The sequence below is a fragment of the Halomarina litorea genome (assembly GCF_024227715.1).
Taxonomy (GTDB): Archaea; Halobacteriota; Halobacteria; order Halobacteriales; family Haloarculaceae; genus Halomarina; species Halomarina litorea.
Genome location: NZ_CP100448.1, coordinates 1,515,420 through 1,536,994 on the forward strand (window position 1 = coordinate 1,515,420; position 21,575 = coordinate 1,536,994).

At 70.1% G+C, this 21,575-nt stretch carries 24 protein-coding genes; 9 read left to right on the forward strand and 15 right to left on the reverse strand.

Annotated elements, in window-relative coordinates:
* Positions 1-7 precede the first annotated feature (7 nt).
* The gene (locus tag NKG96_RS08240; RefSeq protein ID WP_254538055.1) at positions 8-562 is read right to left on the reverse strand and encodes a VIT1/CCC1 transporter family protein; all 555 of its coding nucleotides are present in this window, start codon (positions 560-562) and stop codon (positions 8-10) included.
* A gap of 76 nt (positions 563-638) precedes the next feature.
* Between NKG96_RS08240 and NKG96_RS08245 the strand changes: the two genes are divergently transcribed.
* Both NKG96_RS08245 and NKG96_RS08250 read left to right on the forward strand, forming a co-directional pair.
* A complete protein-coding gene (locus NKG96_RS08245) occupies positions 639-1,160 on the forward strand; it encodes a universal stress protein (RefSeq protein ID WP_254538056.1) in 522 nt (173 codons plus the stop codon).
* A 5-nt stretch (positions 1,161-1,165) separates the two neighbouring features.
* Positions 1,166-1,522 (forward strand): hypothetical protein, encoded by a 357-nt coding sequence (locus NKG96_RS08250; RefSeq protein WP_254538057.1) that lies wholly within the window; start codon positions 1,166-1,168, stop codon positions 1,520-1,522.
* 18 nt (positions 1,523-1,540) lie between these two features.
* Here NKG96_RS08250 and NKG96_RS08255 read toward each other — a convergent pair whose 3' ends face one another.
* On the reverse strand, positions 1,541-1,864 hold the full coding sequence (locus tag NKG96_RS08255; protein ID WP_254538058.1) for a universal stress protein: 324 nt from the start codon (positions 1,862-1,864) through the stop codon (positions 1,541-1,543).
* 50 nt (positions 1,865-1,914) lie between these two features.
* On the reverse strand, positions 1,915-2,646 hold the full coding sequence (locus NKG96_RS08260) for a TVP38/TMEM64 family protein (protein ID WP_254538059.1): 732 nt from the start codon (positions 2,644-2,646) through the stop codon (positions 1,915-1,917).
* A gap of 81 nt (positions 2,647-2,727) precedes the next feature.
* On the opposite strand from NKG96_RS08260, the gene fdhF reads away from it, so the two are divergent.
* Together fdhF and NKG96_RS08270 are read left to right on the forward strand one after the other, a co-directional pair.
* Positions 2,728-4,788: a formate dehydrogenase subunit alpha gene (gene fdhF, locus NKG96_RS08265; RefSeq protein WP_254538060.1), complete on the forward strand. Its 2,061-nt coding sequence runs from the start codon at positions 2,728-2,730 to the stop codon at positions 4,786-4,788.
* A gap of 5 nt (positions 4,789-4,793) precedes the next feature.
* A complete protein-coding gene (locus NKG96_RS08270; RefSeq protein WP_254538061.1) occupies positions 4,794-7,430 on the forward strand; it encodes a cation-translocating P-type ATPase in 2,637 nt (878 codons plus the stop codon).
* A gap of 190 nt (positions 7,431-7,620) precedes the next feature.
* Here NKG96_RS08270 and NKG96_RS08275 read toward each other — a convergent pair whose 3' ends face one another.
* From NKG96_RS08275 to NKG96_RS08295, 5 genes are all read right to left on the reverse strand, one after another.
* Complete coding sequence (locus NKG96_RS08275; protein ID WP_254538062.1) at positions 7,621-7,767, reverse strand: DUF7557 family protein; 147 nt, start codon at positions 7,765-7,767, stop codon at positions 7,621-7,623.
* A gap of 61 nt (positions 7,768-7,828) precedes the next feature.
* Positions 7,829-8,227 carry an ArsR/SmtB family transcription factor gene (locus NKG96_RS08280; RefSeq protein ID WP_254538063.1) on the reverse strand — a complete coding sequence of 133 codons (399 nt, stop codon included), beginning with the start codon at positions 8,225-8,227 and terminating at the stop codon, positions 7,829-7,831.
* Positions 8,228-8,322: 95 nt separating this feature from the next.
* Positions 8,323-8,988: a helix-turn-helix domain-containing protein gene (locus NKG96_RS08285; protein ID WP_254538064.1), complete on the reverse strand. Its 666-nt coding sequence runs from the start codon at positions 8,986-8,988 to the stop codon at positions 8,323-8,325.
* Positions 8,989-9,274: 286 nt separating this feature from the next.
* Positions 9,275-10,309 carry a tyrosine-type recombinase/integrase gene (locus NKG96_RS08290; RefSeq protein ID WP_254538065.1) on the reverse strand — a complete coding sequence of 345 codons (1,035 nt, stop codon included), beginning with the start codon at positions 10,307-10,309 and terminating at the stop codon, positions 9,275-9,277.
* Entirely contained in the window at positions 10,299-10,691 is a 393-nt protein-coding gene (locus tag NKG96_RS08295) for a DUF5805 domain-containing protein (protein WP_254538066.1), read from the reverse strand. Before NKG96_RS08295 ends, NKG96_RS08290 begins: the two co-directional genes overlap by 11 nt.
* Positions 10,692-12,065: 1,374 nt before the next feature.
* Between NKG96_RS08295 and NKG96_RS08300 the strand changes: the two genes are divergently transcribed.
* Positions 12,066-13,364 (forward strand): MFS transporter, encoded by a 1,299-nt coding sequence (locus NKG96_RS08300; protein WP_254538067.1) that lies wholly within the window; start codon positions 12,066-12,068, stop codon positions 13,362-13,364.
* A gap of 63 nt (positions 13,365-13,427) precedes the next feature.
* Here the strand turns inward: NKG96_RS08300 and NKG96_RS08305 are convergent, their stop codons facing one another.
* Entirely contained in the window at positions 13,428-13,676 is a 249-nt protein-coding gene (locus NKG96_RS08305; RefSeq protein WP_254538068.1) for a DUF7127 family protein, read from the reverse strand.
* 115 nt (positions 13,677-13,791) lie between these two features.
* Between NKG96_RS08305 and NKG96_RS08310 the strand changes: the two genes are divergently transcribed.
* Entirely contained in the window at positions 13,792-14,565 is a 774-nt protein-coding gene (locus NKG96_RS08310) for a helix-turn-helix domain-containing protein (RefSeq protein WP_254538069.1), read from the forward strand.
* Positions 14,566-14,587: 22 nt separating this feature from the next.
* On the opposite strand, the gene yciH is transcribed toward NKG96_RS08310, so the two are convergent.
* Positions 14,588-14,884 carry a stress response translation initiation inhibitor YciH gene (yciH, locus tag NKG96_RS08315; RefSeq protein WP_254538070.1) on the reverse strand — a complete coding sequence of 99 codons (297 nt, stop codon included), beginning with the start codon at positions 14,882-14,884 and terminating at the stop codon, positions 14,588-14,590.
* A 196-nt stretch (positions 14,885-15,080) separates the two neighbouring features.
* On the opposite strand from yciH, the gene NKG96_RS08320 reads away from it, so the two are divergent.
* Positions 15,081-16,139, forward strand: coding sequence for a transcription initiation factor IIB (locus tag NKG96_RS08320; RefSeq protein ID WP_254538071.1), 1,059 nt, complete (start codon positions 15,081-15,083; stop codon positions 16,137-16,139).
* Between the two features lie 32 nt (positions 16,140-16,171).
* Here NKG96_RS08320 and kynU read toward each other — a convergent pair whose 3' ends face one another.
* The gene (gene kynU / locus NKG96_RS08325; protein ID WP_254538072.1) at positions 16,172-17,443 is read right to left on the reverse strand and encodes a kynureninase; all 1,272 of its coding nucleotides are present in this window, start codon (positions 17,441-17,443) and stop codon (positions 16,172-16,174) included.
* Between the two features lie 80 nt (positions 17,444-17,523).
* Between kynU and NKG96_RS08330 the strand changes: the two genes are divergently transcribed.
* Complete coding sequence (locus NKG96_RS08330; protein WP_254538073.1) at positions 17,524-18,504, forward strand: alpha/beta hydrolase; 981 nt, start codon at positions 17,524-17,526, stop codon at positions 18,502-18,504.
* On the opposite strand, the gene NKG96_RS08335 is transcribed toward NKG96_RS08330, so the two are convergent.
* The 4 genes from NKG96_RS08335 to NKG96_RS08350 form a co-directional block, all read right to left on the reverse strand.
* Positions 18,501-18,749 carry a hypothetical protein gene (locus NKG96_RS08335; protein WP_254538074.1) on the reverse strand — a complete coding sequence of 83 codons (249 nt, stop codon included), beginning with the start codon at positions 18,747-18,749 and terminating at the stop codon, positions 18,501-18,503. The genes NKG96_RS08330 and NKG96_RS08335 overlap by 4 nt on opposite strands.
* A 40-nt stretch (positions 18,750-18,789) precedes the next feature.
* Positions 18,790-19,377, reverse strand: a complete 588-nt coding sequence (locus tag NKG96_RS08340) for a thymidine kinase (RefSeq protein WP_254538075.1) — start codon at positions 19,375-19,377, stop codon at positions 18,790-18,792.
* Positions 19,378-19,571: 194 nt separating this feature from the next.
* Positions 19,572-20,162, reverse strand: coding sequence for a rhomboid family intramembrane serine protease (locus NKG96_RS08345; protein ID WP_254538076.1), 591 nt, complete (start codon positions 20,160-20,162; stop codon positions 19,572-19,574).
* Between the two features lie 57 nt (positions 20,163-20,219).
* Positions 20,220-20,450: a hypothetical protein gene (locus tag NKG96_RS08350; RefSeq protein ID WP_254538077.1), complete on the reverse strand. Its 231-nt coding sequence runs from the start codon at positions 20,448-20,450 to the stop codon at positions 20,220-20,222.
* Between the two features lie 151 nt (positions 20,451-20,601).
* Here NKG96_RS08350 and NKG96_RS08355 point away from each other — a divergent pair, with 151 nt between their 5' ends.
* Positions 20,602-21,288: a dolichyl-phosphate hexose transferase gene (locus NKG96_RS08355; RefSeq protein WP_254538078.1), complete on the forward strand. Its 687-nt coding sequence runs from the start codon at positions 20,602-20,604 to the stop codon at positions 21,286-21,288.
* Positions 21,289-21,575: the final 287 nt, after the last annotated feature.

The following is a 21,575-nucleotide window of genomic DNA, read 5'->3' on the forward strand; positions in this document are numbered from 1 at the left end:
GCTTCGCTCAGACCAGCCCCTTCAACAGCGTTCCGACGGCGAACGCGACGCCCGCGGCGAGCATCCCGACGACGAACATCTCGCTGCCGTTGTGGAGCCACGACCGGGCGGTGACGAGACTTCTGCTCGCCCCGACGACGAAGAAGGCGACGCCGGTGAACAGCACCGACAGCGGGAACAGCGGTTCGACCGCGAGGAGGTAGGGGACGAGCGGGAGCACCCCCGCGGTGACGAACGCCGCGAACGTGGCGAAGGCCGTCCGCGTGGGGCGCTTCCCGTCGTCGCGTGGACGGCCGCCCGGTTCGGCCGTCTCCCCGCTGCGGGCCGCACGGTAGTCCCGCTCCGACCGTCGGCTGAGGTAGTTGCTCATCCCCATCGAGAACCCGTCCGCGAACAGGTTGGCGGCACCGAGGACGAGGACGATGGCGGGGTCGAGCGCGGCCCCGGCTACCCCCGCGACGACGGCGAACGTCGTCACGATGCCGTCGTTCGCGCCGTAGATGAGTTCCGCGATGTACTGCCCCGGCGGGTCGATGTCGTCGCCCAGTACCCGTTCGAGCATGGGTGAGGGTGGCGGGGCGTCGGCCTAAGCTCTCGCCCGACAATCACTTCTTGGCCACCCGCGACCTACCCTCCCCATGTACCGGGCTATCCTCGTGCCGACGGACGTTCACGAGAGCGAAGCTCTCGTGAGCCAGCCAGAACCGTCACGTTCTGGTGACGGGAGCGACCCCGCGCGGGGGGCGCTGGACCACGCCATCGACCTCGCGGGGCAGTACGGCGCGTCGCTGCACGTCCTCTTCGTCGTCGACACGCGGGCGATTCCGGCCAGCCCCCACGCGGACGACGTCGTCGCGGCCATCCGGGCGGTCGGCGAGGCGGTGACGGACGAGGCCGTCGCCGTCGCGACCCGGGCGGGAGTCGAGTGCGTCGGGTCCATCCGGGCGGGCGTCCCCGCCTCTGAGGTCATCGACTACGCCGCCGACCACGACGTGAACCTCGTCGTGATGGGCACGCACGGGCGGACCGATCTGCGGCGCTACCTCCTCGGGAGCGTCGCCGAACGCGTCGTCCGCGAGTCGCCCGTGCCGGTCCTGACGGTTCGAGGGGACGGCCCGGACGGTGGCGGCCCGGGGACCCCCGCCGGGAGGGGGGCGTGACGTCGATGGCGGGACCGATAACCGGGCAGCGGACCCCCTCCCCGACGCGCCGTGAGATGCTCCGCTGGGTCGCCGTCGGGTCGGCACTCCTCATCGCGGCCGTCAATGTCGGCCTCGGGATGGTGACGGGCGATCCGGTGTTCGCGCTCGTGGGGGCGACCTACGGCTTCGGGGTCGCCCTCTATCTCTCCCCGCTCTGGCGGCCGGTGTGCTACGCGCTCGCGGCGCTCCACACGGGCGTCCTCGGCGTCCTCTGGGTGCTCGACGGAATGCCACACCGGGCCACCGGCCTCGCCGTCGGCGTCGTCGCGACCGTGTTCGTCGTGACGGTCCTCTCCCTGTTCGTCACCGAACGGTCGTGAGGCACGAGCGCCCCGGACTCAGACCGGGAGGACGGGGACCTCCGAGAGTCGGATGACGCGGTCGGTGACGCTCCCGATGTGGAGGCGCGCGACGCCGCCCGCCCCGCGGCGACCCATCACGGTGAGGTCGACGTCGTGGTCGGCGGCGAACGACAGGATGGACTCGTAGGGTGAGCCACGCAGGCAGTGGGTCTCGACGGTGACGCCCGCCGCCACGACGGCGTCGAGGGCGGACTGGCCGCGTTCCTCCCACGCCTCCAGCGCGAGTTCGAAGCTCCCGGGCGCCGGTGTCATCCCGTAGCTCTCGTCAACGTCCGTCGGTACGAGGATGGTTCGGTACATACTGACGATCGGGCGCGAGCGGATTTGAGGTTCGCCGCCAGCGAGAGGGGTCACCGGCCGGCGACGGCCGCGAGAAGCGCCTCCCGGCGGAGGTAGCCGACGAGGGTGAGGGCGACGAGGGCGGCGACGACGAGGAGACCTTCCGCGAGGTGTGCGTCCGCCACCTGCGCGCCCGCGAGGTTGGCGAGGAAGTACCCCGGCGCGCGCCCGACCAGCGAGGCGGCGACGAGTTTCGACAGGTCGATGTCCGTCAGACCGGCGAGAAAGCAGACTGCGTCGTCGGGGAGGCCGGGGACGAGGAAGACGAGGAAGATGGCGAGGAGACCCTGTTCGTCGCCGAAGTCGTCGAACAGGCCGAGCGCGTCCGGGTCGAGCGCCCGTTCCACGTAGGGGCGTCCGTACGCCCGCGAGAACCTGAAGACGACGTAGCTGCCGATAGTGGCACCGAGGAGGCTGTAGGCCGTCCCCGCGACGACGCCGAAGAGGTAGCCGCTGACGAACCCGAGCACCTGTCCGGGGACGGGCGCGACCACCACCTGTGCGGCCTGCAGACAGACGAAGGCGACGGGCGCCCAGACGCCGAACCCGGCGACGAACGCCCGGACGGCGACGGGGTCGGACAGCGCCGACACGCGCGCCCGGAGGACGGCGGCCCCGACGAGCGTCAGGCCGACGACAGCGACGACTAGGAGGAGCGTCGTCCGCCTACTCCTCGCGTCGGCGAACAGGTGCGCGGGACGCGAAGGGCCGGACGTCCCCGACTCGGCGCTGCGTTCGGACACGTCCGTTCGTTGGTCGCGGGGGGAGAAAGCAATAGTGACAGCGACAGCACAGCTAAGCCCCTCCCCGAGACATAGTATCACATGGAGCGCCCGTCGGGACGCACGTTCACCCCCCGCGAGAGCGTCTGTCCGTTCTGTGGCGTGGGCTGTGGTGTCCAGTACGACCCCGCGACGGGGGCGGCCCGTGGGTGGCGCGGCCCCGTCAACACGCGCGGCGAGGTGTGCCCGAAGGGCGTCGCCGCCTTCGACGTGGTCGACCACGAGGAGCGACTAACCCGCCCGCTGGTCCGCGAGGACGACGAACTCGTCCCCGCGACGTGGGAGGCGGCCCTCGACAGAGTGGCGACGGCGTTCGCGGATGCCCTCGCGGTCCACGGTCCCGAATCGTTGGCCTTCTTCGCCTCCTCGAACTGCACGAACGAGGAGAACTACCTGCTGGCCAAACTGGCTCGCGCCCTCGGGACGAACACCGTGGACAACTGCGCGCGCCTCTGTCACTCCTCGACGGTGGCGGCCATGCGCGAGCGCTTCGGGGCGGGCGCGATGACGAACACCCTCGTGGATATCCGGGAGACGGACGCACTGCTGGTCTGGGGGGCAAACCCCGCCGTCAACCACCCCATCATCTTCCGGTCGTACCTCCTCCCGGCGATACGCGACGGGGCGACGCTGATTCACGTGGACCCCCGCGAGACGGAGACGACGCGCGTCGCGACCCACCACCTCCCGGTCAGGCCGGGCTACGACATCCCTCTCACCAACGCGATGGCGGCCGTCGTCGTCGAGGAGGGCCTGACCGACGAGACGTTCCTCGCTGACCGGGTTTCGAACGTCGAGGCGTTCCGCGCGTTCGCGGAGGGCGTCGACGTGGCCGCGACCGCCGAACTCGCCGGCGTCGACCCCGATACCCTGCGCGAGGCGGCCCGGGCGTACGCTGGGGCGGACCGCGCCGCGATGCTCACGGGGATGGGGACGAGCCAGCACCACTGCGGGACCGACACCGTCCACGCCCTCCTGAACCTCGCGCTCCTGACCGGCAACGTCGGGAAGCGCGGGGCGGGCGTCAACCCGCTTCGCGGGCAGAACAACGTGCAGGGTGCGGGCGACGTAGGTGCCCTCCCCGACGTCCTCCCGGGATACCGCCGGGTCACGGACCCCGACGCCCGGCGCGAGGTGGCGGCGGTCTGGGGCTTCGACCCGCCCGCGGAGCCGGGGCTGACGGAAGTCGAGGCCACCCACGAGTTCGGTGAGTCGGTCCACGTTGCCTACGTGCTGGGCGAGAACCCCCTCGTCACGGAACCGAACGCCGACCGGGTCCGCGAGCAGTTCGCCCGCCTCGACTGCCTCGTCGTGCAGGACCTCTTTCTCACCGAGACGGCCCGCGTCGCGGACGTGGTCCTCCCCGGGAGCGCGTGGGCCGAACGTGGCGGTACCGTGACGAACACCGACCGGCAAGTCCTCCGTATGCGCCCGAACGGCGACCCGCCGGGGGACGCCCGCAGGGACCTCGACATCCTCTGTGCGGTGGGCCGACGGCTCACGGACCTCCCGTTCGACTACGACGGTCCCGAGGCCGTGTTCGAGGAACTCCGCCGCGTGACGCCCCTGTACGCCGGGATGTCCTACGACGGTATCGGGACGGGGAGCCAGCGCTGGCCGTTCCCCGAGGGGACCAGCGAGGGCCTGGCCGTCCTCCACCGCGACCGGTTCGCGTCCGGACGACGACGGGCCGACCTGCGAATCGTCGACCACGTCGACCCCGCCGACGGCGTGGACGACGACCACCTCGTCCTGACGACGGGGCGCGTCCTCGAACACTTCAACAGCGGGGCGCTCACTCGCCGGTCGGGGATTCTCGTGCGACTCCGGCCGGCGGACGCCCTTCAGATACACCCGGACGACGCGGCGGACCGGGGCATCGCCGACGGCGACAGGGTCGCCGTCGAGAGCGCCCGCGGGGCCGTCACGGCCACCGCGGACCTGACCCCGGCGATTCGGCGCGGGACGGTCTTCTCGACGTTCCACTTCGCCGACCCGCTCGTCAATCGTCTCACTGGCGACGCCCTCGATCCCGTCTCACGCATCCCAGAGTACAAACACTCCGCCGTCCGGGTCGCCCCCGCCGACGAGGGCGGCCCGTAGCGGCGATGGGCAGACAGGCCGACGGGTCGACAGTCGGGGTGCTCGACGAGTCGTCGACGGAGTGGCACGCCCGCCCGCTCCCCGAGGTGTTCGACGCGCTCGGAACCGACGAGCCGGGCCTCACGGACGAGGAGGCGGCCGCCCGTCTCGCGTCCGTCGGACCGAACGACGTCGTCGGCGACGGCTCGCGGTCCCCCTCGCGCGTCCTCCTCGCCCAGTTCGAGAGCGCGCTCGTCCTCGTCCTCGTGGGAGCCGTCGTCCTCTCGGCCGCCGTCGGCCACGTCGTCGACGCGGTACTCATCGCCGTCATCGTCCTCGCGAACGGTGGGTTCGGCTTCGTCCAGGACTACCGCGCCGAGCGGAGCCTCGACGCCCTCCGGGAACTCGCGGTGCCGACGGTCACACTCCGACGGGGCGGAGAGCGACAGACCGTCCCGGCGACCGAGGTGGTGCCGGGCGACGTCGTCTACCTGACCGGCGGTGACGTGGTGTCGGCGGACGCGCGACTGGTCGAGTGCCGGTCGCTCTCGGTCGAGGAGGCGGCACTGACGGGCGAGAGTGTCCCCGTCGAGAAGGCCGTCGGGCGGCTCCCCCCGGAGACGCCGCTCGCGGAGCGGACCAACCTCGTCTACCGGGGGACGAGCGTCGCGAGTGGGCGGGCCACCGCAGTCGTCGTGGCGACGGGGATGGACACCGAAGTGGGAGCCATCGCGGCGGAACTCGCGCGCGCGGAGAGCCCGCAGACGCCCCTCCAGCGCGACCTGGATGTCCTCGGTCGGCGTCTCGGTGTCGCGGTCCTCGCGCTCTCGGCGCTGGTCGTTCCCTTCCTCGTCCTCGGCGGGACCTCCGTCGTGCAGGCGGCGCTGACGGCCGTCTCGCTCGCTGTCGCGGCCATCCCGGAGGGACTCCCGGCCGTCGTCACGCTGACGCTGGCGCTTGGCGTCCGCCGGATGGCGGACGAGAACGTCCTCGTCCGGACCCTCCCGGCGGTCGAAGCCCTCGGCGCGGTGGACGTCGTCTGCACCGACAAGACGGGGACGCTCACGCGCGGGGAGATGCGCGTCCGGCGCGTGTGGGTGGACGACGCGACGAGCACCCTCGGCGGCGCTCCCGGCGACCCGCGGGTCCGCCGCGTCCTCGAAATCGGGGCGGTCTGCAACGACGCCGCCGACGGTGCCGGCGACCCGACGGAGCGGGCGCTGGTCGACGCCGCCCGGGAGGCGGGACTCGACCCCGACTCGCTCCGGGCCGCTCGTCCCCGTCGGGACGAAGTCCCGTTCTCGGCCGAGCGAAAGCGGATGGCGACGGTCCACGACGACGTGGTGTTCGTCAAGGGCGCGCCGGAGGTGGTCCTCGACCGCTCGACCCGCCTGCACGGGCCGAACGGACCCGAACCGCTCGACGACGCGGCCCGCGACCGAATCCGCGAACGTGTCGAGGCGTTCGCGAACGACGCCCTCCGGGTTCTCGCGGTCGCCTCCCGCGACCGGGCGGGCGACGAATCAGGTGGCGACCCGGACACCGACCTCGTGTTCGCGGGGCTGGTCGGACTCATCGACCCGCCACGCGAGGAGGTGCCCGACGCCATCGCCGACACCTACCGAGCGGGCATCGACGTGAAGATGGTGACAGGGGACAACCGGCTGACGGCGGCGGCCATCGCGCGACAGGTCGGCATCGCCGGCGACGTGGTACTGGGCGACGAACTCGACGCACTCGACGACGAGGCGTTCGCAGAGCGACTGACGGCCGTGGGGGTCGTGGCCCGCGCGACGCCCACGCACAAGGTCCGTATCCTGCGGTCGCTGCAGGCCTCGGGCCACACCGTCGCCATGACAGGCGACGGCGTGAACGACGCGCCAGCGCTGAAGAGCGCGGACGTGGGTATCTCGATGGGGGTCAGGGGGACGGACGTGGCCAAACAGGCGAGCGACATCGTCCTGCTGGACGACGACTACGCGTCCATCCGCGACGCGGTCCGTCGGGGGCGAACGGTGTTCGACAACGTCTGGAAGTTCGTCACGTACCTCCTGAGTGCGAACCTCGCGGAGGTCGCCCTCGTCTTCGTCGCGTCGCTGTTCGGCTATCTCGTCCTGCCGGCCGTCCAACTGCTCTGGATCAACCTCCTCACCGACGGGCTGCCGGCCCTCGCCATCGGCGTAGACCCGTCCGACGAGGAGGTCCTCCGGCGTCGCCCGCGCGCCCGCAACAGGGGTATCATCGATCGGCCGATGCTCTCGCTGGTCGGCGGCGCGGGTGGGGTGACGACGCTCCTCATGCTCGGCCTCCTCGTCGTCGTCCTCGACGGCGCGCCGAGCGTCACCCCGTACGCGATGACGATGGTGTTCACCGGGTTCGTCCTCGTCGAGTTCGGCAAACTGTACGTCGTCCGGTGGACGCGGGGGGCCTCCCTGCGCTCGAACCCGTACCTCGCGCTCGCGGTCGCCGCCTCGATCGTGCTCCACCTCACCGTGCTCTACACGCCGCTGTCGGGGTACTTCGGGACGGTTCCGCTCGGTCTTGGGGACTGGGCGGTCCTCGCGGGGACGCTCGCGGTCGGTCTCCCCGCGCTCGCCGCCGTCGGGTGGACGGTTCGGCGGGCGCGCGAGCGCGACGCGGCGGTCACCGGGACGGTCGGCTGATCGTGGGGCCTCGGGCAAACAGGCGGCGCAAGGCGACCCCGGCGGTGGTGCGCCGCACACCCGTGTGCCATCGCCGGGTGACAGTCACGTCACGGGGGCGATGGCCGCGTCCCGACTGATAAGCTCTCGCAGAGGGCGTGGTCACTCCTGTCGGCGGGGGTTCGTCGACTGGTCCTCCCTGCAGGGGACGCTACTCCGAGAAGCCCTCCTGAACGAACCGTGTGCTCTCGTAGATGTTGAGCAGTTCCTCGATGAGTTCCTCGTAGGTCTCGTCCTCTTCGAGGTGGGTATCGAGGCGGTCGCGGATCTCGTCGCTGAGGGTGAGAGTCAACGGCATGAGATGAGTGTGGTGATCAGGTCCCAACAGTCGGACCCGACGTGCTTCGGGTTTCGCCGCGTCAGGGACCGCCCGCGTCGGACAGTCGCTCGTACGTGTCCCGGGAGAGCGGATCGGTCCCCTCGCTGTCGTCGACCCACTCCTCTGCGAGGACGCTCACCTCCAGTCCCTCGTCACCGGGGAAGACGACGACGGCGGCGAACGACCGCTGGTACTGGCTCGCGTGGTTGCCGTCGACCCGGACGCGGGTGGTCCGTGCGAGCAGTCCGGCGGACGCGAGCAGGCGTATCTTCCGGTAGGCGGTCGACGAGGAGACGCCACAGACCCCGGCGATCTCGCTCGCGCTCAGCGGTTCGTCGGCCGTCTGGTCGAGGATACACCGGCACGTCTCGTCGTCGAGCGCCCCGAAGACCTCCTCGGTCGACGGTGCGGGCGCGTCGCGTTCCATCTGCCGACTCACTGCCCCCCACCTCGCCCCTGCCGGGAACACGAGATGTCCATGACAGGTATGGACACTCGACGAACAAACTCGCTGGGTAGCATCGTTGCTACCGTTTATTCCACGCCGAACTCGGTCGGAGGGGCACCACGGTCGAGGAGCGACTCCTCGACGAGTGCCTTGTTGCCCCGCCGGAGGCGCTGTGAGAGCGCCTGCGTACTGATGTCCATGTCCTCGGCGAGGTCGGTGAGCGTGATTCGTCGTGGGATGTCGAAGTACCCGGACTCGTAGGCCGCGAGCAGCGCGTCGTACTGCTTGTCAGTCAGGTTCGACTGTGCCGTCGGTCCCGGGCTATCGCTGATCCGGGAGATGGCGACCGGGATGTCGTTCGACTGGCACTGCTCGTAGAACGCGGTGACGTCCTCGCGCGAGGGGAACCTGAGGTCGAGATACCACTCGTCGTTCCGGCTGACGAACGAGACGACGGCGGCGTCTGCCTCGGCGAGCGAGGCGACAAGTCCGTTGATAGGGTAGTGCCACCGAACCTCGTAGAGCCCCCACTGGTCGATTTCGGCGATTCGGCGGACCGACTCGACGGAGGGGAGCGAGACGAAGGCCGCCTCGACGTCGCGCTCGTCACCCAGCGCCCACACGTACGGGATAATGCGCTCGCGAACGGGGACGACGCGCTCGATCTCGATCGACACTCCCTCCATGGCTGTCAGGACCTCCCCTAGCTCGAAGGAGTCGCCGGGGACCGCCAGCTCGACAGCCACGCTCATACGCTAGCGAGGCGCGCTGCGGCTTTATCAGGTTCGCACGACGTGACGACCGCCCGGAACGTCACGGACCCGGCCTCGACGGGACGGTTCACGTACTGTCGAGCGCCCCGATGGGTGACCTCCCGACCCGAACCCACCGAACCCACTCCGCACAGGCCTCGTGAGCAGGGCTCCGGCGCGAGCCGCCGGCTCGATTTGATATAGCGAAATAGGATTTACTAGTCGCGAGGCGAACGTCCTACCTGTCGGCTGAAGGAGGTCAGGATAGTCGGACGTCGGCCCGGAGTCAGGAGAGGCGGTAGATGTTCGCCTCGTACACCTCCCGGACCCGGTCGCCCCAGTTGTGGGTGTAGGTGTCGATGATGTCGGTGGCGACGTCCCCGCGGAGGTACTTCACGATGCCGCGGTCCCCGGTGCGGTCCCGGAGGTGGGTCGTGAAGAAGTGCCGGAAGTAGTGCGGGGTGACGTTCTCGCTCGCGTCGCCGCCCGCGCGGTACCACCCGCGCGCTGTCGCGTGGGTCCTGACGACCCGGCGGACCTGCGACGGAGTGAGACGGTCGCCCCATCCGTCACCCGTGCCGGCGAACAGGGGCCGGGCGGGAGAGGGGGTGTCGGGCCGGATGGCGAGCCACCGGACCAGAACCGAGGCGAGTTCGTCGTCGACGGGCACCACCGTCGCCCGCTTGCGCTTGTTCGAGGCCGTCCGCTCCTCGCCGTTGACGGTCTGGCCGCGCGCCACGTCGCTCGCGACGAACAGCGAGTCGGGCCGGCCGTCCAGTTGTGGTCGCGGGCGCGCGTCGAAGTGCTCGTCCACCGTCGGCGCGTCGAGGTTGAGGTCCCGGAGGTCGAGGTTGCACAGCTCCCCCACGCGCATCCCGGTCTTGAGCAGGGTGACGACCAGCGCCCGTTCGAGCGGGTGGGGGATATCTGCGACGAACTCGCGCATCGCGGGGACGCTCACCTCGCGGCGGGCGGGGTCGGTGTCGATGGACTCGTCCATCTCGGCCATCACCAGCGCCATGGGGTTCTCCTCGAAGACGCCCGCCTGTACGAGGTAGGCGTAGAACCGGTGGACGTACGTCGCGTAGGTGGCGACCGTACTCGGCGCGAGGTCGCCGCGCAACCCGTGGACCCACGCGAGACACTCGCGCTGGCTGGCGCTCGCGGGGGTGGCCCCCTGCGTCCCGACGAACCGCTCGAAGTCGCGGAGGACCCGTTCGTAGGCGTCGCGGGTTCGCTCGGCCCGGCCGTGGTAGGTCATGTCCTGGAGGAAGTACGCGACGGGGTCCTCCGCGTCCGCGGGCGGACTCTCAGTGCTCATCGCCCACCAGCGTGTACCCGCCCCGCCGCCCGTCGTGCCGGACGCGGTTCTCGCTCTGGAGTTCGTCGAGGGTCGCCTCGATGCGGTCCTCGATGTCACCGGTGAGTCCGGCGACCAGTTCCTCCCACGACCGGGGCTCCTCGCGGAGCAGGTCGAGGAGGGCCGTCTTCATCCCGTCACCCCCTGGGGTTGCGTCCGTAGAACCGCCTTCGACGGGGTTCGTCCGGTCGCCCCCCGCGAGGAGGCCGCTCCGGCCCGCCTGCACCATCGTCCGGACGAACTCGGCCTGACTCATGTCGAGGGACTCGGCTTCCTCGGCCCACCGGGATTTCTGGTCGCGCGTGACGTAGGTCTGGACCGCCACGCGGTCGCGTTCGGTCATGTTTCGGGGGGACGAACGGGCCCCACATCAATCTACGTCAGACACGACGATAATGCACCTTATCGTCGGGAGTGGAACTGAAAGAGCAGTAACTTTGCAAGCGCAATAGACGATTACCTTAGCAGATACTGTACAACAAACGATTAGTAGATATCGACGATGACTGCACCAGCCACGATTAGTGGGTGAGTGGGCGACGGCGAGAGCGACCCGACGGCCTCTCCGGGGGCGTCCACTACTCCGCCGGGTCGAGTCTCGGCGCGTGTCGGATGGGGGTGTCGACACTCGGTCGGGAGTGGATGGGCACGCCCCGGTCGACCCCTCGATTGTCGAGGGGCTGTTTCAGGAGCGTTCTCGCGTCGGATGGGTTCTCCGACGAGCGTCGGGCGCGATTCGACGTGGGGCCACTCAGTGGCCGCTCAGGCCTCGCCGTGGTAGGGGGCCCGGTCGTCGCGTTCGGTCGGCCTCGACGGACCTCGCCGGCCGGCGGGGGTCACTTCGCTGGGCTGGACGTCCGGTACGTGACCGGGGTCGCTGGCTCACACGGACTCGCGCGTGGGCCGCCGTCGTCGGCCCGCGACGGGCACGTGTGTGAGCGAAGCGGGTCGCCCTCGGCTTCGACCGACCCGCCGCCCGCCCCCGGTACGCTCTGCGAGCGGGCCGTCCGACGGATATGGGGGTGGCCGGAGTATCGCCCGGTTCCCGTGTATGACGTGGCGCCGTGAGAGAGGCGACACCGACGGACGTGCTCGAAGACGGTGACTCCCCGCCGACACCACGAGAACGGGCGGCAGCCCGGCGGAAACGAGTCGGCACCCAGTGTAGATTGGATTACACAGGTTGGTAGCCGCGTTCGGTGGCGGGCTCGTACATCGTATGTCGCTATACGTAGTTCCTCCCACCGAACCCGAGGTTCGGGAAGCTGTTTCGCCGGTCGTCGCGGGGTGGATTTTCCATCCGACCACCTCCCCGCAGTCTGCGCGAGTGTGCAGCTCGCGGTCCCTCTGGTCGCGGTGGGTCCGAGTATCCGACCGCGTCAGCGTGTCACGGACCGCCAGACCTATGTTCGTCGTCGGTCACGCTCGGTACGAAGCGTTCTATGACCCGCCGGTTCGCGTCTCGCCCGGTGTTCGACCCCCTCTCGCCCCCCGCCGCGCGGCGGGCCCGATAGCTGCAGCACTCGGGTTCGCTCCGCTACCTCCGGTAGTCGCAGTCCATCCGTCGAACACGCACGCACATGCCAATATCCGTCGAGCCACCGGCCCGTCGCCGGGGCTCGCCCGTCCACGCACCGTATCAGCGCCAGCAGTCGCATCGCCCCCGGTCACGCAGACCGGTCGAACCACGACCGACGCCCGTCGGCGGTGGGTCGGGATGACCGCGACCGACCCGGTCGGCCGGGACCGGTCGCTCTGGCGCAACCGCGACTTCCGGCGCTTCTTCGCCGGGCAGTTCGTGACGAACGCCGGTGACAGCCTCTACACCGTCGCCATCCTGTGGCTCGTCTTCGACCTCAGCGGATCGACCGTCCTCACGGGGCTCGCGAACGCGCTCCTGTTGCTCCCGTGGCTCCTGCAGGTGCTCGCCGGGCCGGTGGTCGACCGCCTCCCGCTCCGGCCCGTGCTCGTGGGGTCACAGGTCGTCCAGGGCGTCGTCGTTCTCGTGCTCCCGCTCGCGGCGGCGACGGGACGGCTGAGCGTCGGCGTCCTTCTCGCTGTGGTCCCGATTCTGACGCTGGCGACACTGGTGATGGCACCGATGCAGGCGACGCTCGTCCCCCGCATCGTCGACGACACCCGGCTGTCGCGGGCGAACTCCGCGCTCGCGACGGTCACGCTCGGGCTGGACATGGTGTTCGACGCGCTCGGCGGCGCGTTCATCGCCGTCTTCGGCGCGGCGACGCTGCTCCTGGTCGACGCGGCCACGTTCGCCCTCGCGGGCCTGCTGTTCGTCGGCATCGCCGTTCCCCCCTCGGGGGCGGCCGACGACGCACTGGCGGAGACCGACGAGTCGGTCCTCGAGTCGTACGTCGGCGACCTGCGGGCCGGTGTCGACGTGCTTCGCGGGTCCGTCTTCGTCGAACTGGTCCTGCTGACGGCGGTGGTCAATCTGGCGACCGGAGTGACCCTCGCCATCCTGCCGGCGTTCGGGGATGGACTCGGCGGGCCCGCCGTCTACGGCCTGTTGCTCGGTGCGCTCGGCGTCGGACGACTGGTGGGGTCGCTCGTCGCGCCCGCACTCGAGGGCGTGGGATACGGGCGACTCCTCCTCGTCGGTCACTCGCTGGCCGCGTGTTGCTGGTTCGGTGCGGTGTACGCGCCCTCTACGGCACTCACCGTCGTCCTGTTCGGACTCGTGTGGGTGCCCGCGGGAGCCAGCGGCGTGCTCACGGCGACGCTGAACCAGACCGTGTTCCCGGCCGACCTGCTCGGCCGCGTCTCGACCACCAAGGGGACGGCCTCCGGGGCGACGCTCCCCCTCGGCTCGCTCGTCGGCGGTCTCGTCGCCCGAACGCTGGGGACGACCACCACGATGGCGCTGGCGGCCTTCGGGTTCGGGTTCACGGGGCTGTACGTCCTCCTTCGCCCGCGCCTCCGGAAACTTCCGGCGGTCGCGAGGGCCGATCCCGCGGACTTCGACGTGGAGACGCCGCCCGGCGACGGCGAAAAGTAAGACGGCCGCTCTCGCGCACCCGTCGTGGCGTGACTCGGGGGCGACTGCCCCGTTCCTCCGGGGCTACCGCGAGCCTTCGACGACGAGAACGCCGTTGTTCATCGAGTGGTCGGCCTCGTCGGTGGGGAGGTCGAGGTCGAACTGGGTGCGGACGGCGGGCGTGTCGACGGCGACGACGGCACCGTCGCCGACGACGTCGACGGTCACGTCCGCGTCTTCGACGCCGAGGGGGGCGAGGTCGACGGCGACGACCCAGCGGTCGCCGTAGTCGTGGCGCGTGACGTGCGGGTCGTTCGTCTGGGTTGTGTCCATCGGTACTCCCGGATACGGCCCGCGGAAGGGAAAGAGGTCGTTCGGCGAGCGCCGAGGCCACCCGGTCCCATCGTCGGCAGGTGGGTTCTTGTTCGGCGAGTGCCAACCGGTTCCCATGCGGGAGTTCGTCTTCAGAGTCGAGTACGAGCGGGGGGCCGACCCCATCATGGATCTGTTCATGGAGTACCCGAGCGCGCACGCCAGGACACTCTCCTGTCACGTCTCGAAGAGCGGTATCTGGCGCATCGACCGCATCGGGGGACCGCACGAGGCACTCGAACGAATCGACGCGGTGTACGACGAGCACGAGAACTGCCTCGAGTGCGTCACGGGCACCCACGACCACCCCGACTGGGAGTACGAACTCCTCGACGCCGACCGCCACACCCGGACGCTGTACATGTACCGGGCGGCCACGACGGACTGTCACTCCGTGCCCTGTCTCGCGGCCCACTACCTCGGCGACGGTGTCATCGCGGAGGCCGAACGCCGGGAGAACGTCTACGAGTGGCACCTGCTCATGCGCGACGACAGCGGCCTCGGCGACCTGTACGACTCGCTCGAATCCCACCTGCAACCGGGGCTCTCGCTCCACTTCGAACAACTGGGTGAACCCACCAGGTGGCTCGGCCGGTCGGTGTCAGTCGCAGAACTCCCCTACGAGCAACGGGCCGCCGTGGAGGCGGCCGTCGCCAACGGCTACTACGAGACGCCCCGCGACCTCTCGCTGTCGGACCTCGCCGACTCGCTCGGGGTGCCACGCTCGACGCTCCAGTATCGCCTCCAGCAGGCCGAGTCGTGGATCGTCACCCACTTCGTCGAACACTCCACGCTCGGGGACGTGGCGCTCGCGAGACGGGCGGTCGACACACCGGAGAGCGAGGCCTGAGTGCGCGGCGGGGACCGGACGGTCAGCCGTCGACCCGGAAGCCCTCCTCGCGGAGGACGTCGGGCAACCGACCGCCGTGGTCGCCCTGCAGTTCGATGCGCCCGTCGGTCACGGTCCCGCCCACGGCGAGACGCGACTTCAGCGTCGAGGCGAGGCCGTCGAGGTCCGTCGAGTCGTCGAACCCGGAGACGACGGTCATCGCCTTGCCGTACCGCCGGGTGTCGACGGTGATGGAGACGCGCTGTTCCGCCCGGGCGAGGTCGTCCCCGATACCGAGTTCGTCGGGGAGGCCCGCGACGTCGTTGAGGTCGTTGCTCACTACGTCCCCTAGGGACGCGACCGGAATGTGCGGTCGTTCGGCGCTCGCCGAACCTCCTGTCGGCGGTGCGACGGCCTTCGCATTCGAACTGCGCTCGCCCACTCCTCGAACCGTGTACCGGACCACCGGCCCACACGATTCGGCGAGCGCCGAAGTGAGACTGATATCGGTTCGACCCGTTCCGAAGAGTGAAGCGTTGACTCCGCTTCCCGTACCGGGCGTCACCACGCGTCCGGCCGAACCAGTTACCACCCACACCACGTTCCGACGGAACCGGACCAGCACGGAAACGAACGACGAACGAGCGGACGGGACCGAGGAGACGACGGAGGACGACGAGCGGTTGGTCTGCCCCGAGTGTGGCGGCCAGCTCTCACACGACGGCAAGCACGGCGAGACCACCTGCCGAGAGTGCGGTCTCGTCGTGGACGAAGACGAGATCGACCACGGCCCCGAGTGGCGGGCGTTCGACTCGGCCGAGCGCGACAGCAAGTCACGCGTCGGCGCGCCCACCACGAAGATGATGCACGACAACGGCCTGTCGACGAACATCGGCTGGCAGGACCGGGACGCCTACGGCAACTCCCTGTCCTCGCGCCAGCGCGCGAAGATGCAGCGCCTGCGCACCTGGAACGAGCGCTTCCGGACGCGTGACTCCAAGGAGCGCAACCTCAAGCAGGCGCTCGGCGAGATAGAGCGCATGGGGTCGGCGCTCGGCCTCCCGAAGAACGTCCGCGAGACGGCCAGCGTCATCTACCGCCGCGCACTGGCGGAGGACCTGCTCCCGGGCCGGTCCATCGAAGGGGTCGCGACGAGCGCGGTGTACGCCGCCGCACGGCAGGCGTCCCTGCCGCGGACCATCGGGGACGTCGCCGCCGTCAGCCGCGTCGGCGAACAGGAGTTCACCCGGACGTACCGCTACATCGTCCGCGAACTCAAACTGGAGGTCCAGCCGCCGGACCCCGAGGACTACGTCGCCCAGCACGCCTCCGAACTCGGCGTCAGCGACGAACTCGAAGAGCGCGCCCACAGCCTGCTCCGAACCGCGAAGAACGCGGGCATCCACTCGGGCAAGTCGCCGGTGGGCCTCGCCGCGGCCGCCCTGTACGCCGCCGGCTTGCTCACCAACGAGACGCTCACCCAGCGGGCAGTCGCGGAGGCGACGGACATCAGCGAGGTGACCATCCGCAACCGCTACCGCGAACTGCTGGAGGCGGAGCAGGGCAGTCAGGACCACGCGGTGGCCGCCGACTGAACCTCCCCTCCCCCTGACGCTCGTCCTCCTCCCTAACTGACACCTCCTCCCCTCGTGTCGAACGCCTCGTAGCCGCGCGTCTCGACGATGTCGCGCAGGTGGTCGACCACCCGCCAGACGTCCTCGAAGCCGACGTACAGCGGGGCCGGACAGACCCGGACGACGTTCGGCGGGCGGAAGTCGACTACGACCCCGCGTTCCTTCAGCGCCCGACTGATGCGGTCGCCCTCCGGGTGTTCGACGGCGACGTGACCCCCGCGACGACTGGCCTCGCGGGGCGTCCCCACGTCGCACTCGAGGACGCGTTCGTCCACGAGCGAGACGAGGTAGTCGGTCAGCGCGACCGACTTCTCGCGGATGGCGTCGATGCCGGCCTCCTCGACCACGTCGAGTGCCCCTTCGAGAGGGGCGGCGGCGAGCATCGGGACCGTGCCGATCTGGAACGCCCCGGCGCTCTCGGCGGGGGTGTACTCCATGTTCATCTCGAACTGCGTCCCCTTCTCGTGGCCCCACCACCCCGCGAGCGCCGGCGTCACGCCGTGGTGCTCGCGGTTCACGTAGAGGCCCGCGACGGCCCCCGGCCCGGCGCTGAGGTACTTGTAGTGACACCAGACGGCGAAGTCCACGCCGAGCGCCGAGAGGTCGTGGGGAACGACGCCGACGGAGTGTGCGAGGTCCAGCCCCAGCAGGACCCCCCGTTCGTCGGCGGCGCGGGCGATTCGCTCGACGTCGAGCAACTGGCCCGATCGGTAGAGGACGCTCGGGAGGAAGGCCAGTCCCACGTCGTGGGCGTCCATCGCCCGGACCACGTCCTCGGCGGCGATGGTCCGCCCGTCGCGCGACTCCACCTGCACGAGGTGCTCGTCGGGGTCCAGCCCCCGCTGGCGCAGTTGCGCGCGGACGGCGTAGTGGTCCGTCGGGAAGTCGAGTTCGTCGACGAGTATCTTCGGGGTTCCCTCCAGCAGGTCGTAGAACGTCGCGACGAGGGTGTGGACGTTGACCGTCGTGGAGTTGGCGACCACCACCTCGTCGCCCCTCGCCCCGACGAGGGGTGCGAGTCGCTCGCCGAGGGACTCCGCGTACTCGAACCACGGCGGGTCGCCGTCCGTCCACCCGCGGATGCCCTGCTCGCGCCACTCGTCGACGACCCGGTCGAGCGTCCGTTCGGCGTCCGACGAGAGGGGCCCGAGGGAGTTGCCGTCCATGTACAGGTCGTCGGGGAGGGCGAACCGTTCGCGGAACGACGAGAGGGGGTCCGCCTCGTCGCGCCGCCGGGCGGCCTCGCGGGTGGCGTCGAAGCTCATACCCCGGGGACGGGGGGACCCCTGTTGGTCCTTCTGCACTGAGGGCAAGCGGTTTCCGTGGCGGTGGTGATTGGACCACCGTGCGCGAACCCCTCGACCCCCAAGTCGCCTCCGTCATCGACCGAATCGACCGGCAGGGAGTCCCCGAGTGGCACGCGATGGGGGTCGAGTGCGCTCGTCGCGTCGAGGACGAGGTGTTCTCCGGCGGGGCCGGCCCGCCCGTCGAACTCGTCCGGAACCTCTCGGTGCCCGGGCCGGACGGCGACATCCCGATCCGCGTCTACCGCCCGGAGGGCGACGAACCCCACCCCGTCCTCGTCTACTACCACGGCGGCGGGTGGGTGCTCGGGACGCTCGACTCCGTCGAGAGCGTCTGTCGCGAACTCGCCGACCGCACCGGGTGTGTCGTCGTCAGCGTGGACTACCGCCTCGCGCCCGAACACCCCTTCCCCGCGGCGGTCGACGACGCCTACGCCGCCCTCGAGTGGACGGCGGCGAACGCCCCATCGCTGGGTGGCGACCCCACGCGAATCGGCGTCGCGGGCACCAGCGCGGGCGGGAACCTCGCGGCGGCGATGGCCCTCCGCGTCCGGACGGTCAACGGCGAGGCGTCGTGGACCGGGTGTCGCCGGGAGGGTTCCAACCGGCCGACCAGCACCGTCGACCTCGCCTACCAGTTGCTGTTGTACCCCATCACGGACCACGCCTTCGACAGGCCGTCCTACGAGGAGTGCGAGGGCCACCTGCTCTCGTCGGCCGACATGGAGTGGTTCTGGACGCAGTACCTCCGCAGTCCCGTCGACGGGCACAACCCCTTCGCGTCGCCGCTTCGCGCGCCGGACCTCTCGGGGGTGGCTCCGGCGACGGTGGTGACGGCCGGCTACGACCCGCTTCGCGACGAGGGACGGGCGTACGCCGACCGACTGGCGGCGGCCGACGTACCGGTCGACCACGAACACTACCCGTCGATGTGTCACGGCTTTCTCAGTCTCACCGACGAGGTGGACGTGGCCGACCGCGCGATGGACACCATCGCCGACCGGGTACGCTCGAACCTCTAGAGGCCCTCCTCGCAGTGGTGGCAGGCGTCGGCGTCCGCGTCGTTTCGCGCCCCGCAGTGCGGACAGTTCGTCTTCGCCGCGTCGCCGCCCGACCCAACCGTCCCCCCGTCGCCCTCCTTCGCCCCGACGACGCCGGCGACGAGGAAGAGGACGCCGACGAACACGAGGCCGAGCGGTCCGGCGACGAGGAGACTCAGGCCGGCCACCGTCACGAGTGCCCCCGCGGCGACGAGTGGGTTCTCCATGTCCGGTTGGAATCCCGACACGACAAAAAGGCTTGGTCGCTCAGTCCCTGCGGACGGTGTGGCAGTTCCGACAGCGCGCCTGGTAGGACTCCTCGGCGCCGACCATGATGGTCGGGTCGTCGGCGTGGGCGGGTTCGCCGTCGATGAGTCGCTGGTTGCGCGAGGCGGGTTCGCCACAGACGGTGCAGATGGCCTGCAGTTTGTCGACGTACTCCGCCAGCGCGACGAGTTGCGGCACGGGGTCGAACGGTTCGCCCCGGAACGTCTGGTCGGTGCCGCTGACGATGACGCGGCGACCGTCGGCCGCGAGGCGTTCGCAGACGCCGACGAGGTCCTCGGAGAAGAAGTTGGCCTCGTCGATGGCGACGACCTGCTCGCCGTTCAGGTGGTCGAGCAGTTCGTAGACGTCCTCGCCGTCGTTCTCGACGACGGTCGCCTCCCAGTGCTGGCCGTCGTGCGACCCGATGGTGGTCTCGCCGTAGCGGTCGTCCAGCGCGGGGGTGAAGACGGCGACCGACTGGCCCGCGATTTCGGCGCGCCGGAGTCGCCGGATGAGTTCCTCGGTCTTCCCGGAGAACATACAGCCGGTGATGACCTCGACCCACCCGCTCCGGGTGATGGCGTGCATGCCCTCACCGGACGAGCGTGAGGACAAAACCGTTGTCACTCGCCCCGACTTCGCCACCCGAATGCCCCCGTCGTCCGTCGGTTCCCGTCGCTGTCCCGCCGGGAGCGCGAGTCCCTCGCTCGCGCGGCCCCGGTCCCGTAGCGTCGTGTCACGTGCGCGTCTGCTCGCCGGCGAGTAATAACTCGTGCGAACTGTCACGCGGGGGCCCGACCCGGGCGGAGCAGGTGCGTCCGGCCCGCGAGGATGCCGAGCAGGAGTCCCGTGAAGTGGGCGACGAGGGCGACGCGCGGGGCGGCGGCGACCAGCGTGATGAGCGCCGCGAGGCCGACGAACAGCACCGACTCGCCGCGCGGCCCGAGGCCGAGGCGGGTGAGGAGCGTCCGCGAGAGGGGGTTGCCGACCATCGCGTAGCCGAACAGTGCAAGGACGGCCCCGCTTGCGCCCACGACGGCGACGCGTTCGCCGAGCAGGCCCCAGACGGTCACCTCGGTCAGCGCGGCGAGCACACCGGTCCCGAGGAAGAAGGCGTGGAAGCGCCGGGGCGTCGTGACCTGCTCGATGCCCACCCCGAGGATGGCGACGCCGAGGGCGTTCACCGCGAGGTGCGTGAGGCTGTCGTGGGCGTACACCGTCGTCACCACCGTCCACGGGTGGCGGTCGAGCGGGAGGGACAGCGAAAACAGGTTCCGACCGACGCCGAATTCGGTCGCGACGCTCTGGAAGCAGAACACGACGAGGAGGACGGCGAGGGTGGTGAGGGTCGGACTCCGGAGGCCCCGTCGCATACGGAGTCTGGGGGTCCGAGCCCTATCAATCGTCGGTCGTGGCGTCCGGGCCGGCCGTCAGTCGGCGTATCGCCCGGTCAGGTCCGGGACGAGCGGGAGCAGTTCCTCGGTGTCGCGGGTCCGCCCCTCGGCGTAGGTGGTGTCGACGGGGCGTTCGGCCAGCCGTCGGGCCGTCGTCGTCGGGCCTCGGCCGCCGTCCGTCCGCGGGATGGGGGTCTGACGGGGGAGTTCGGGAACCAGTGGGGCGTCTTCGTCTTCGGGGGAGTACCGGGTGAGTTCGTTCGTCATAGTGTGTGCCGCGGCGGTCGGCTGACCACCGCCTGTCTCTCTAATCGTCGCTATCTATCATAAATGTTAATGTTGGACTCAGGCTTGCCGAGCGACGCACCTCCGGAGATTTTGGTAAACCTAAAGTGGGCGCTCGTGGGACTCTCGACCGATGACAGAGGGGTTCACTTTCGACGACGTGAGCGTCGTGATGGGGACGTACAACGAGGAGGCGGCCATCGGGCAGGTCCTCGCGGACGTTGACCGCGTCACTGACGGGCGTGCGGAGGTCGTCTGTGTCGACGGGTCGAGCGACCGCACGCCCGACATCGCCCGCGAGCACGGCGCGTGCGTCGTCGAACAGGAGCCACAGGGCTACGGCGTGGCGGTCCGCACGGCCCTGCTCGCCGCCGACCGGCCGGTCGTCGTCACCACCGACTGCGACGACACCTACCCGATGGAGGCCCTCCCGCGCTTTCTCGACTACATCAACGAGGGCTACGACGTGGTCAGCGGCGACCGCCTCTACCACGGCGCGGAGACGATGCCCCGGTTCAACCGACTGGGCAACCACGCCTTCGCCCTGCTGGCAAGCGCTCTCCTGGGGAAGCGCGTCCACGACACGACGACGGGGATGCGCGCCTACCGACGCGAACTGATCGAACAGATCGAGTGGACGGAGAACACCGGCCTCTCCGCGGAACTGCTCCTTCGCCCTCGCGCGCGCGGCTACCGCGTGCGCGAGGAACCCATCGAGTACGCCGAACGCCTCGGCGAGACCAAACTCGACCCGCTGACCGGCGGGTGGGAGATCGCCCGCTCCATCGTCGAGGTGTGCCTGCAGGAGCGGTTCAGATAGTCCTCACGGAGAATTTCCGCATCTCGTTCTCGTTCTGCAGGCAACTCGTACATCGTATAGTGCTATATGGAATTCGAGTGTGACGGCGGTTGCGGTGACGCTTCGACGACACGCGGTTCCGGTGCTCCGGGGTAGCCTCGGAGGGTTCTCCCGGAGCGGGCGCTGCGTTCGTGACGTCGAGTGCACAGCCCCGGTACCCGTCGGTGAGGAGCGTCCGCGACGTGTGGTGGTCGATTCCCCGGCTCGCCCCGGTGAGGACGACGACCCGGCCCGTCTCTGTGGCGTCC